The sequence below is a fragment of the Catenulispora pinistramenti genome (assembly GCF_018274385.1).
Lineage (GTDB): Bacteria > Actinomycetota > Actinomycetes > Streptomycetales > Catenulisporaceae > Catenulispora > Catenulispora pinistramenti.
This window is the reverse complement of the sequence record NZ_JAAFYZ010000009.1, coordinates 94,376-106,397: the sequence shown is the minus strand read 5'-3', so window position 1 is coordinate 106,397 and position 12,022 is coordinate 94,376. Positions and strand designations below refer to the sequence as shown.

The following is a 12,022-nucleotide window of genomic DNA, read 5'->3' as shown; positions in this document are numbered from 1 at the left end:
GCCCCCAGCCGCACGTTCTCCGCCACCGTCCCCGCGAACAAATACGGACGCTGCGGCACCCAAGCGATCGGCCCGCACGCGGTCGCCGTCCCCGCCGCCACATCCACGAAGCCCAGCAGCGCCTTCAACGCCGTCGACTTCCCCGCGCCCGACGCCCCCACCAGCGCCACGCACTCCCCCGGGGCCACCGTCAGCGAGAAGTCCGAGAGCGCCGGCTCGCCGCGGCCCGGGTAGCTGACCGTCAGCCCGTTGATCTCGATCCCGGTGAGCTCCGTCGCGGCGCGCGGGCCGGGCACCGGCGCCGGGACCGGTGTCTCCAGCACCCCCAGCACCTCCCCCGCAGCCGCCTTCCCCTCGGCGCTCGCGTGGTAGAACGCCCCCACCTGTCGCAGCGGCCAGTACGCCTCCGGCGCCAGGATCAGCACCAGCAGCCCGGTGCGCAGGTCCAGCGTGCCGGCCACCAGGCGCAGCCCGATCCCGACCGCGACCATCGCCACCGAGATCGTCGACGCCAGCTCCAGCACCAGCGACGACAGGAACGCCAGCCGCAGCGTCCGCAGCGTCGCCACCCGGTCCTCGTCCGTGGCCCGGCGGATGGCGGCGGCCTGGGCCCGGGCGCGGCCGAACACCAGCAGGTCCGGCAGGCCCGCGACCACGTCCAGGAAGTGCCCGGCCAGTACGTCCAGCGCCCGGCGGCGGCGCTCGACGTGCGTGCGGGTCGCCACGCCGACCAGCCACAGGAACAGCGGGATCAGCGGCAGGGTCACCAGGACGATGAGGCCGGACTCCCAGTCCGCGCCGAACAGCACCGCCAGGACCGCGGCCGGGACCGTCGCCGACAACACGACCTGCGGCAGGTAGCGCGCGAAGTAGCCGTCGAGGCCGTCCACGCCGCGAGTCGCCAGCGTCACCAGCGATGCCGTCTTGCGCGTGGCCAGCCATCGCGGTCCGAGAGCCATGAGATGCGCGGCCAGCCCGACCCGCAGTGCCGACTTCACCGACGCCGCCGCCCGGAACGCCGCGGCCTCCATCGCCCACGCGAGCCCGGCCCGCGCCGCGACACAGCAGCCCAGCGCCACCAGCCACGGCCAGACCCCCGACGCCGTGGGCGCCGCCCGATCTGCGGACCCGGACCCGAACCCGGACCCGAACCCGATCGCGATCGCGATCAACGACGCCAGCGCCCACGCCTGCCCGATCACGGCCAGCGCCGACAGCGTGCCGAGCGCCGCGCAGACCGCCGTCCACGGCCGGACGGCTCCGGCGTGCTCCGCCAGCCGCCGGTCAAGCATCAGCGGCCCGCTGCGGCAAGGCCGGCCGCCGCGGCGAGGCGAGTCGGCACGGCAAGGCAGGTCGGCACGGCGAGGCAGGTCGACGGCATCGCAGAGGTCATCAGTGCGCCGCCGGAATGTTCCGGACCCCGATCCGCTTCCGGAACACCCAGTACGTCCAGCCCTGATACAGCAGCACCAGCGGCGTGAACACGCACGCCACCACGCTCATCACCGTCAGCGTGTAGTGCGAGGACGCCGCCGAGTGCACCGTCAGCGACCAGTCCGGGTTCAGCGAGGAGGGCATCACGATCGGGAACACCGCGATGAACATCGACGCCACCATCGTCGCCACCGCCGCCCCGGACAGCACGAACGCCCAGCCGTCCCGCCCGATCCGCACCACCACCGCACACGCCAGCAACGCCACCAGCGGCACCACCGCCACCGTCCAGGACAGCGGGCCGCCCCAGCGGTTGTTCACCCGGCCCAGCAGCACGCCGACCAGCACCAGACTGACCAGCGCGCCGGGGACCGCGAGGCGGCGGGCGCCGTCGCGGATCGGGCCGCGGGTCTTCAGGGCGGTGTAGACGGCGCCGTGGGTGAGGAACAGGGCCAGGAAGGCCAGGGCGCCGATGATGCCGTCCAGGGTGGTGAGGAAGTCCGACATCCGGCCGTGGAAGTTCATGTCGTCGCCGATCTTGGTGCCGGAGAACATGCAGCCGAAGACCAGGCCCCACAGCAGCGGGGGCAGCAGCGAGCCGACGAAGATGCACAGGTCCCACCAGCCGCGGTGCCGGGCGTCGCTCTTGCCCCGGTACTCGAAGGCGACGTTGCGCACGATCAGCGCCAACAGCACCAGCAGCAGCGGCACGTAGAAGCCGGACAGCAACGTCGCGTACCAGTTGGGAAAGGCCGCGAAGGTGGCGCCGATCGCCGTGATCACCCACACCTCGTTGCCGTCCCAGACCGGGCCGATGGTGTTGATCAGGACCCGGCGGTTGGTCTCGTCACGGGCCAGGACCTGGGTCAGGATCCCGACGCCGAAGTCGAAGCCCTCCAGGAAGAAGTAGCCGATCCACAGCACCGCGATCAGCAGGTACCAGAAGTTCACCAGGCTCACGGCCGTCTACCTCTCAGTGCTCAGTACGCGAATCGAGGGCTCAGTAAGCGAATGCCAGCGGCTGGTCTTCGTCCCCGTCCGCGGATGTCGACGCCGGCCCGTCAGGCGGGGCGACGTCGTGCGCCCCGGCCCGCGCGTACTTGACGCACAGCCCCACCTCGACCACCGCCAGCACCGCGTAGAGCGCCGTGAACAGGATCAGCGAGGTCAGCACCCGGCCGGCCGGGACCGACGTCGAGACGCCCTCGCGGGTGCGCATCAGGCCGTAGACGATCCAGGGCTGGCGGCCGGTCTCGGTGAAGATCCAGCCCCAGGCCGAGCCGATCACCGGGAAGACCAGGGTCCACAGGCCGAACCGCCAGAACCACGCGCCCCAGCGTCCGGCCGGTGTGCGGCCGCGCCGGGTGAACCAGAGCCCGAACAGCGCGACCAGCACCGAGAACATCCCGAAGCCGATCATCCAGCGGAAGGACCAGTAGGCCATCGGGATCCACGGCCGGTAGTCGCCGGGGCCGTACTTGGCCCGCTCGGCGGCGTTGGTCTGGTTGATGCCGGGGACCGGGTCGTGGAAGTTGCCGTGGGCCAGGAAGGACAGCAGCCGCGGGATCTCGATCTCCACCGAGTTGCGGCCCTTCTCCACGTCGCCGACCGCGAACAGCGAGAACGGCGCCGGGCCCTGGGTGTCCCACAGCGCCTCGGCCGAGGCCATCTTCATCGGCTGCTGCTCGAACATCACCTTGCCCTGCTGGTCGCCGGTCAGCCCGACGCCGACGCCGGCGATCAGCAGCGCCCACAGGCCGACCAGCAGCGAGGGCCGGAACACCGTCGGCTGCTGCTTCTTGCGCAGGTGGTAGCAGGAGATGCCGACCAGCGCGGCACCGGAGCACAGGAAGCAGGCGGTGAGCACGTGCAGGAAGGTGATGACAGTGGTCTTCTGCGTGATCACCGCCCAGAAGTCGGTGAGCTCGGCGCGGCCCTTCAGCTCATTGATCACGTAGCCGACCGGGTGCTGCATGAAGGAGTTGGCGGCCAGGATGAAGTAGGCGCTGGCCATGGTGCCGAAGGCGGCGATCCAGATGCAGGCCAGGTGCACGGCGCGGGGCAGCCGTTCCCAGCCGAAGATCCACAGGCCGAGGAACGTGGACTCCAGGAAGAAGGCCAGCAGCGCCTCGATGGCCAGCGGCGAGCCGAAGATGTCGCCGACGAAGCGGGAGTACTCCGACCAGTTCATGCCGAACTGGAACTCCTGCACGATCCCGGTGACCAGGCCGAGGGCGAAGTTGATCAGGAACAGCCGGCCCCAGAACTTCGTGGCCTGGTAGTACCGCTCCTGGCCGGTGCGATGCCAGGCCGTCTGGAACCCGGCGACCAGGAACGACGTACCGATGGTCAGCGGGACGAACAGGAAGTGGTAGACCGTGGTGATCGCGAACTGCCAACGCGCCACCGACACCGGGTCCATCGCGACGGTCACGGTCTGGTGCACGGTTCGGCCTCCCGCGGACGGACAGACGTGGTCAGGTGATCACGCAGCGTAGTGGGTCCGGGCTCGATGCGGCCAAAGCCCCGTCACCTGTTCGGCGGCACGCGCGGGGCCGGTGTTACCTTGCCTGCATGGATTACTGCGGGCAGTGCGGCGAGCCGACGGCCGCGACCGGCCACGACCGGTGCGCGGCGCGGGCGGAGCTGGAGCCGCCGCGGTACTGCGAGCAGTGCCGCCGGCGGATGGTGGTGCAGGTCGTGCCCCGGGGGTGGTCGGCGCGGTGCGTCGAGCACGGGACGATCACCAGCTAGGGCCGGACAGCAGGTCCGAAACAGCAGAGCCGGACAGCAGGTCCGAACACGACGAAGCGCGCCGCCGGTCGACCCGGGACGGCGCGCTTTCTGTTGTCTCGCCGTGTGCTGTCTTGCCGTGACTCAGCCGATGACGGCGATGAGGTCGCCCTCCTGCACCACGTCGCCCTCGGCGACGGCCAGGCGCGACACCTTGCCCGAGACCTCGGCCAGGACCGGGATCTCCATCTTCATCGACTCGAGGATCACGAGGGTGTCGCCGTCCTCGACCTCGTCGCCCTCGGCCGCCACGATCTTCCACACGTTGGCCACCATCTCGGCGCGGACTTCCTCGGCCACGTTCGATGCTCCCTCGCAGTCACAAGCTAACTGGGTACGTGCGCATCCAATCACGCCGCACCCGGTACCCGCCCGCGCAGGGGGGCGGACTCACTCACCGACCATCCGGCTCAGCGACTCCACGACCGCCGGGTCGTAGTGCACGGCCAGCCCGAGCCGGATGTTCCGCAGCGCCTCGGTGCGCTCGGCCGGCTCCGGCGCCTCGCCGGCCAGGTCGTCGTAGTCGTTGGCGACCCGCAGTATCCGGCTGGGCAGCGGGCCGGCGGCGCCGAACGGGTCCGGGTGGTGCTCCACGATCTCCGCGGCGTTGCCCAGCGCCCCGGCGCGCCGGATCACCTCGGCGCCGGCCCGGGCCAGCTCGCGCTGGCGTTGCAGGGACAGCGGAGCGGTGCGGCCGCCGTGCACGGGCTCGGCGACGGAGAGCTGGCCGATGTCGTGCATCAGCGAGGCGTACTCCAGGTCCAGCAGCTGGTCCTCGCTCAATCCCAGCTCGCGGCCGATGCGCTGGCAGGTGCGGGCCACCCGGCGGGCGTGCCCGGGCTGGGTCAGGCCGGCGACCTCGGTGATGCGCGACAGGGCCCTGATGGTCTCCAGGTGCACTTCCTTGATCCGGGCGAAGCGGCGCAGCGAGACCTGGGTGAAGGCCAGCGGCAGGCACAGCGCCGGCAGGACCCAGATGGACATGGTGCGCGAGGCCAGGGTGACCAGCAGCGCGGTCGCCACCACGGCCAGCCCGACCCGGGTGGTGAAGCGCACCTCGTCCCGGGCCGCGGCCAGGATCGGCCGCCGGTGCTGGCCGGCCTGCAGGACCGCGCCCATCAGCCCGTCGCTGATGATGGCCAGCACCAGGAACCCGGCGGTCGCGGCGCCGACCGACACGCTGTGCAGGTGGTGCGTGAGGAAGCCGGGGTCCATCGCGGTGGTCTGCGCCAACTTCGGGCCGTCGACCCGCGCCCCGAGCACCCAGCGCAGGTAGAACATGCGGAACAGCCACGCGATCAGCGCGACCATCAAGAAGCGGCGGGCGGTGTAGTCCAGCGTGGTCGGACGCCGGACGGCCAGGTGCGGCACCGAGCCGACCAGGAACCCGAACGCGGCGACCGCGACCGCCTGCGGCGCGTTGTGCAGCGCGGGCTGGTGGCCGATCTCGGTGATGACGGCGTAGGCCAGCGCTGTGGCCGCCCCCAGCGGCGCCGCCTCGCGCCCGCCGGGCAGCCGCACGCGGAAGGCCTCGCCGGCGGCGATGATGAAGCCGAAGGCGAGGGCGTAGCCGGGCTGGCTGAAACCGTGGACCGCGCACGACCCCACCGCCGCGAACGCCACGAAGCAGGCCAGCACCAGCAGCACCGGATTGCTCTGCGCCCACGCGGTCCGCGCGTCGCTGTCAGCGTCGAAAGCCGCCCGATGGGCGGGAGGCTTGGCGTGGTTCATGCCGACCTCTCGGAATCCTTCGCCTCAGGATCGCGCGGCGGCCACGAGCCCGAACCTGCGGGCCCGATGAAGCGCATCGCGGACGAGGACGCGGACGACCCGCGGGAGAACCAGGAGGCGCCCCCGGAGGGCGCGGAGCGGGGATCAGGGTCGGCGGGCTCGGCAGCCTTCGGAGCCTCGGTCGGCTCGGGAACGGACCACGGCTCGGGGGACGGGGCCCAGGCTTCGCGGTCGCCGGGCTTCGCGCGGGGGACGGGGATGGTGTCTTCGCTGTCGATGTTGTCAGCGTTGCTGGCTTTGCTGGCTTTGTCAGCGTTGCTGGCATTGTTAGCGTTATCAACGCTATTGGCGCTGCCGGCGGGGACGGGCTCCTGGCAGGCGGGTATGGGCTTGCGGAGGTCGAAGTCGGCGGCCGACGGCCCGGCGTGCGCAAGGCGCGCCGGATCCGCGGGAACCGTCGATGGTGCGGCATCGGCAGGGCGCATCGGATCAGCGCTGTCAGCGGCAGCCGGAGTCATGCCGTCTTGGGGCGAGGCGGTCGGCTCCGCGGTCGGCCCGGCGGCAGCCGCGAGATGCACTGGTTCAGCCCTCGCGGCAGCCGGAATGTCGCTGTCCTGAGAGCCGAGGTCAGCCGTCGGAGCCGCGGCATCAAGCCGCACCGAATCAGCCTCGCCCTCGTCAGCGGCGCCGGCATCCTCCGGTGCGGCGACCGGCCCTCGCGGATCAGGTTCCGAAGCCGGTGTCGCGGCGCGCATCCGCATCGAGCCGAGCCCGACGCCGCCATACAGACCCGGGTCCTGCGGCCACCGGGTACTCTCAGCCGCCGGCTCAGACTTCGCCTCGGCCTCGTCCGCCCAAGCCCATCCTTCATCCGGCTCCGGCCCCGGCTCACGCACCACGGCCGAGTGCATCCGCTCCGACCAGCCGTCGTCGAGGTCCGCGTCCCCCGCCGTGTCGCCGGCACCCACGTCGGCGCCCGCCAAGCTGCCGTCGCTGCCGTCGCTGTCGGCCTCCGGCTCCGCCACCCGCTGCCCCGGAATCCCGCCCAGCACCTCGGGCACCGGCCGGCCGGGATCCGCGTCCTGTTCCCCGCCGTGCGCCAGCCAGCTCGGGTACCAGTCCGAGAACCACTCGGCCGGGACGAAGGGGTCGTCGTGGTCGGCGAAGGAGAATCCGGGGACGCGCTTGGGAAGCGGCCAGGGGCCCACTGCCGCGGCGGTGGTCCCGTCTTCGGGCTGGGGTTCGGCCGGCGCGAGTTCCGTGGGGACCCAGGGAGTGCCGGAACGCGCCGCCTCCTCCAGCGCCGCCTCGAAGGCGCGGACCAGGGCCGGGTCGAACTGGGTACCGGCGCCGCGGCGGAGTTCGGCCACCGCCTCCTGGACCGAGCGGGCCGCGCGGTAGGAGCGGGTGGAGGTCATCGCGTCGAAAGCGTCGGCGACGCCGATGATGCGGGCGAACTGCGGGATATCATCGCCGGACTTGCCGGTCGGGTAGCCGCGGCCGTCCAGGCGCTCGTGGTGGTAGAGCACGCCTTCGTAGACCTCGGTCAGGAACCGGATGTCGCGCAGCACCGCCACCCCGTGGTTGGGGTGCATGCACAGCAGCTTGAACTCCTCTTGGGTCAGGCCGCCGGTGCTGGTGAGCAGGCGCGTGGGGACGCCGAGTTTGCCGATGTCGTGCAGCAGGCCGGCGAAGCGCAGCATCGCGCGCCGGTCATGGGGCATCTTGAGCTGTTTGGCCAGCATCTCCGAGCCGCGGGCGACGCGCTCGCTGTGGCCCCGGGTGTAGGAGTCCTTGATCTCCACGGCCTGGACCAGCGCGGCGATCGTGCCCTCGTGCGCCGCGTTCTCCTTCGCGTACTGCGACAGGCTCCAGTGCGCGATGTACATCGGCACGATCACCAGCAGCGCGGTGTACCAGCCGATGTCGTGCCACAGCGACAGGAAGATCAGCGCCAGCACGCCCGAGGAGTAGTACGGCATGGTCGCGCGGCGGATGTCGCCGCGCAGCACGTCGATGAAGCGGGCGTTGCTGGACAGTTGGGTGTAGCCGGCGACGATCACAGCATTGGCCACCAGGCAGGTGGTGACCGCGGCGGCGACCGGCAACAGGAACTCCGGGAAGTTCAGGAAGTGCCCGGAGGCATGGCCGCCGGCCAGGAAGCACACGACCGACCCGCCGGCCGGGACCAGGCTTGTCATCGCGCTGTTGAGGATCTGCTTGGGCCAGGTCCAGTTCGGTTTCCGAGACCGGGACATCGGCACCGAGGCGGTCAGACCGACCAGCGCGGCTGCCGGCGGCGCCAGGACCACCACCGTGATGAGGGTCACGACCAGGGATACCGACATCGTCCAGCCCGACGCGCCGATCTGCACGCGGGAGAGCCGCTCGGCGACCAGCACGAGGACGCACATCGCCAGCAACAAGCGCGGATCGGTTCTGGACAACGGAAACGTGGCGATGACCGAGAGGGCCACCGCCGCCAAGCCAAAGATGTAACACCGCACGGAGAACGGCATCGATCATCCTCTAGTCCGCGCAGGGAGCGCGTCAGTACCGGTCAACGCAAAACCCTGTCACGAAACGGCCGACGGGTCCACAGGCCGACGCATGGGGCGGCGTCGGCCTGTGGCGTCGAAAGGGACCGGCGTTACCCTAGATTGCCGCTGCCCACCTGGATCATCCGAACCACCGTCTTCCAAAAATCGCCCGCGGCCATGGGACAGGCCGCGGGAATGGATCAAAGCACGTAAGAGTACAGAGGAAAATTACCCGCCAGTCAAGAAAAGATCCACTCTTCCGAGTGGATCCGGCCGGAACGCGCCAGGGGCGCGCCAGAGGCGCGCCCCCGATCCTCCGACGTCTCGCTACTCGCCGGTACCGCCCACGGCGACCTCACCGCGCACCTGCCGGATCCGGGCCAGCACCTTGGCCCGCAGGTCGACCGGCGGCTCGTCACATCCGCAGCAGCGCTGCACGAGCTTCTTCACCATCGCGTCCAGCCCGTACTTCTCCAGGCACGGCTGGCACTCGTCGAGGTGGCGCTTAACCGCCGCGCAGTCCTCATCGGGCATCTCGTTGTCGATGTACTCGTAGAGATGATCGAGGACTTCGGTACACGGCGTCTCGTGCGGCTGCCCGCAACTCATGGCGCTTCAGTTCCCTTCCGCCGCGGCGGCCACCAGGCCGCGCTCCCGCGCGTAGTCCTCAAGCATCGCACGGAGTTGCCGGCGCCCGCGGTGCAACCGGGACATCACGGTGCCGATCGGCGTCCCCATGATGTCGGCGATCTCCTTGTAGGCGAAGCCTTCGACGTCGGCCAGGTAGACCGCGATGCGGAACTCCTCGCCGATGGCCTGCAGCGCTTCCTTGACGTCGGAGTCCGGCAGATGGTCCAGCGCCACCGTCTCGGCCGACGGCAGCCCCGCCGAGCTGTGCGATTCGGCACGGGCCAGCTGCCAGTCCTCGATCTCCTCGGTCGGGCTGACCTGGGGCTCGCGCTGCTTCTTACGGTAGCTGTTGATGAACGTGTTGGTCAGGATCCGGTACAGCCAGGCCTTGAGGTTGGTGCCCTCGCGGAACTGGTGGAAGGAGGCGAAGGCCTTCGCGAAGGTCTCCTGGATCAGGTCCTCGGCGTCGGCCGGGTTGCGGGTCATGCGCAGCGCGGCCGGGTAGAGCTGGTCCAGGTACACCAGCGCGTCGCGCTCGAAGCGTTCGTTGCGCGCGTCCTCGGACTCGGCGGGGTCCACCCGCGGCGCATCGGCCGGGGCCGGTTGCTCCGGGGAGACGGCCTCGGCGATGACGGCCTCGCCACGTGCGTCGTCTGCGGTCACGGCGACCGTCCTCACCTCCTCGGGGGTACCCGAAGAGCTTATCCAAGGCGTGGCCGCCGACAAATCGATCTTGACAGCCGGACGGCGCTGCTTCAGTGCCAAAGTCATTCCTGTCCCCTCGACAACGTGGTCGGACCCTTGAGGGTTCAAGCGCTATAACCGGGCGCGGGACAGGGCTATTCCCGGGTGCGCACCCCTGTGAGCTGGGCCGCACCCGGTGTGACGAACGCCTCAGGCGGCGTCGGTGATCTCCCGGGCGACCTTGCAGTCGTCGGCCATCCGGTCCAGGAGCGCCTGGACCGAGTCGAACTTCAGCGTGTCCCGGATCCGGGCGGCGAACTCCACGGCCACGTGCGTGCCATACAGGTCCAGGTCGTCGCGGTCCAGCGCGTAGGCCTCGACCCGGCGGTCCACGCCGTCGAAGGTCGGGTTGGTGCCGATGGAGATCGCGGCCGGGTGCCGGACCGACTTCTCCGGCTTGTCGACGTCGGTGATCAGCCAGCCGGCGTAGACGCCGTCGGTCGGGACCGCGGCGAACGGCACGGTCTCCACGTTCGCGGTCGGGTAGCCGAGCTCCCGGCCGCGCTGGTCGCCGCGCACCACCACGCCCTCGACCCGGTGCGGCCGGCCCAGCAGGTCCGCGGCCTCGGCCACGCCGCCGTCGGCGATCAGCGCCCGCACCCGGGTGGAGGAGAAGCGGTTGTCGGCGCTCTCGCCCTCCGGCCCGCGCAGGCTCACCGGCACCACCTCGAAGCCGTACTCCTGCCCCGCGGCCTGCAACGCCGCGACGTCGCCGGCCGCCCGGTGCCCGAAGCGGAAGTTGGCGCCGACCACCACGGCCCGCGCGCGCAGGTGCTCGACCAGCACCAGGCGGATGAACTCCGCCGGCGCCCAGCGCGAGACCTCCAGGCTGAACGGCAGCACCAGGACCGCGTCCACGCCCTCGGAGGCCAGCAGTTCGGCCCGGTGCCGCTGGGTGGTCAGCAGCGGCGGGTGGCTGCCGGGCCGGACGATCTCGCTGGGGTGCGGGTCGAAGGTGAGCACCACGGTGGGCAGGCCGAGCGCCCGGCCCTGGGCGACCGCGCTGCGGACCACCTCGCGGTGGCCGCGGTGGACGCCGTCGAAGACGCCGATCGTGACGACCGAGGGGCCGAAGTCCTGCGGGACCTCGACAGTGCCGTGCCAGCGTTCCACGGGGGTGCCTGCCTTGTGATCGAGAGTGTCTGCCGACAAACAAGAGTGCCATCCACCGGACCCGGTCGCGCAATCGGTCCCCGGCAGGATCTCGGTCTTAGGACTTTTGGACCATTCCTCAGATGAAGACGGCTACCGGCTTGGCTTTCTTCCCGCCCGGCAGATCCTCGTACAGCGCCAGGAAGCGCCCGCCCGGCCCGAACACCGCCACCGGTTCCCCGGACCGCCCCGAGGCCGTCAGGAAGCCGCCGTGCGCCACCATCCCGGCCTCCTCGGCGGAGATGTCGCGCGCCGGGAACGCCGCCCGCGCGGCGGCGTCCAGCGGCACCACCGGCAACTCGCCGCCGCCGTCCACCAGCTCGGTGAGTTCGGCCAGCGGCCGCGCCAGGTCCAGCCCGTAGGGGCCGACCGCGGTGCGGCGCAGCATCGTGAGATGCCCGCCGACCCCGAGCACGGCGCCGAGGTCGCGTGCCAGGGCCCGGATATACGTGCCCGAGGAGCATTCGACGGTGGCGTCGACGTCGACCAGCGGGCCCTGCCGGCGGATCGCGTGGACCTCGAAGCGGTACACGGTCACCGGCCGCTCGGCCAGCTCCACCGCCTCGCCCTCGCGCACCCGCTTGTAGGACCGGACGCCGTCCACCTTGATCGCCGAGACCGCCGACGGGCGCTGCATGATCGGGCCGGTGAATGACGGAATCGCGCCACGGATCATGTCATCTGACACGTCCGCGGCGTCGGCACTGTCCGTCACCTCGCCCTCGGCGTCGTCGGTGACCGTGCTCTGACCTAGGCGGATGGTGGTCTCGTAGGTCTTGCGGGTGAGCGCCAGGTGGCCCAGCAGCCGGGTGGTCTTCTCCACCCCGACCACGAGCACGCCAGTGGCCATCGGGTCCAGCGTCCCGGCGTGCCCGACGCGCCGGGTGCGCGCCAGTCTGCGCACCCGGCCGACCACGTCGTGCGAGGTCCAGCCGGCCGGCTTGTCGACGATCACCAGACCGCCGGGCCCGTCGTCGGCCTTCGTCCGTTTTCCCACG

At 71.1% G+C, this 12,022-nt stretch carries 11 protein-coding genes; 1 reads left to right on the top strand and 10 read right to left on the bottom strand.

Annotated features, from left to right (window positions below; genetic code table 11):
• From cydD to KGQ19_RS04530, 3 genes are all read right to left on the bottom strand, one after another.
• The coding region (gene cydD / locus KGQ19_RS04540; RefSeq protein ID WP_212007778.1) for a thiol reductant ABC exporter subunit CydD at positions 1-1,292 on the bottom strand (1,292 nt) is incomplete at its 3' end.
• A 100-nt stretch (positions 1,293-1,392) separates the two neighbouring features.
• Positions 1,393-2,394 (bottom strand): cytochrome d ubiquinol oxidase subunit II, encoded by a 1,002-nt coding sequence (cydB, locus tag KGQ19_RS04535; RefSeq protein WP_212007777.1) that lies wholly within the window; start codon positions 2,392-2,394, stop codon positions 1,393-1,395.
• A gap of 40 nt (positions 2,395-2,434) precedes the next feature.
• Positions 2,435-3,868, bottom strand: a complete 1,434-nt coding sequence (locus tag KGQ19_RS04530) for a cytochrome ubiquinol oxidase subunit I (RefSeq protein WP_368862056.1) — start codon at positions 3,866-3,868, stop codon at positions 2,435-2,437.
• Between the two features lie 140 nt (positions 3,869-4,008).
• Between KGQ19_RS04530 and bsaP the strand changes: the two genes are divergently transcribed.
• Positions 4,009-4,188, top strand: coding sequence for a biotin synthase auxiliary protein BsaP (gene bsaP, locus KGQ19_RS04525; RefSeq protein WP_194899554.1), 180 nt, complete (start codon positions 4,009-4,011; stop codon positions 4,186-4,188).
• A gap of 123 nt (positions 4,189-4,311) precedes the next feature.
• On the opposite strand, the gene KGQ19_RS04520 is transcribed toward bsaP, so the two are convergent.
• The 7 genes from KGQ19_RS04520 to truB all read right to left on the bottom strand — a co-directional run bounded on the left by KGQ19_RS04520 (position 4,312) and on the right by truB (position 12,021).
• Positions 4,312-4,527: a biotin/lipoyl-binding carrier protein gene (locus tag KGQ19_RS04520; RefSeq protein WP_015796282.1), complete on the bottom strand. Its 216-nt coding sequence runs from the start codon at positions 4,525-4,527 to the stop codon at positions 4,312-4,314.
• 90 nt (positions 4,528-4,617) lie between these two features.
• Positions 4,618-5,958, bottom strand: a complete 1,341-nt coding sequence (locus tag KGQ19_RS04515) for an HD-GYP domain-containing protein (protein ID WP_212007775.1) — start codon at positions 5,956-5,958, stop codon at positions 4,618-4,620.
• Positions 5,955-8,435 (bottom strand): HD domain-containing phosphohydrolase, encoded by a 2,481-nt coding sequence (locus KGQ19_RS04510; RefSeq protein ID WP_307856343.1) that lies wholly within the window; start codon positions 8,433-8,435, stop codon positions 5,955-5,957. Before KGQ19_RS04510 ends, KGQ19_RS04515 begins: the two co-directional genes overlap by 4 nt.
• A gap of 390 nt (positions 8,436-8,825) precedes the next feature.
• Positions 8,826-9,107: a mycothiol system anti-sigma-R factor gene (gene rsrA / locus KGQ19_RS04505; RefSeq protein WP_194898826.1), complete on the bottom strand. Its 282-nt coding sequence runs from the start codon at positions 9,105-9,107 to the stop codon at positions 8,826-8,828.
• Between the two features lie 6 nt (positions 9,108-9,113).
• The gene (locus tag KGQ19_RS04500; RefSeq protein WP_413562506.1) at positions 9,114-9,758 is read right to left on the bottom strand and encodes a sigma-70 family RNA polymerase sigma factor; all 645 of its coding nucleotides are present in this window, start codon (positions 9,756-9,758) and stop codon (positions 9,114-9,116) included.
• A 264-nt stretch (positions 9,759-10,022) separates the two neighbouring features.
• The gene (locus tag KGQ19_RS04495; RefSeq protein WP_212007773.1) at positions 10,023-10,985 is read right to left on the bottom strand and encodes a bifunctional riboflavin kinase/FAD synthetase; all 963 of its coding nucleotides are present in this window, start codon (positions 10,983-10,985) and stop codon (positions 10,023-10,025) included.
• A gap of 118 nt (positions 10,986-11,103) precedes the next feature.
• Positions 11,104-12,021, bottom strand: a complete 918-nt coding sequence (gene truB, locus KGQ19_RS04490) for a tRNA pseudouridine(55) synthase TruB (RefSeq protein ID WP_212007772.1) — start codon at positions 12,019-12,021, stop codon at positions 11,104-11,106.
• Between the last annotated feature and the right edge of the window lies 1 nt (position 12,022).

Coding starts and splice junctions, on each gene's coding strand:
- bsaP (WP_194899554.1), top strand. CDS start 4,009: ATGGATTACTGCGGGCAGTGCGGCGAGCCGACGGCCGCGACCGGCCAC.
- KGQ19_RS04515 (WP_212007775.1), bottom strand. CDS start 5,958: ATGAACCACGCCAAGCCTCCCGCCCATCGGGCGGCTTTCGACGCTGAC.
- rsrA (WP_194898826.1), bottom strand. CDS start 9,107: ATGAGTTGCGGGCAGCCGCACGAGACGCCGTGTACCGAAGTCCTCGAT.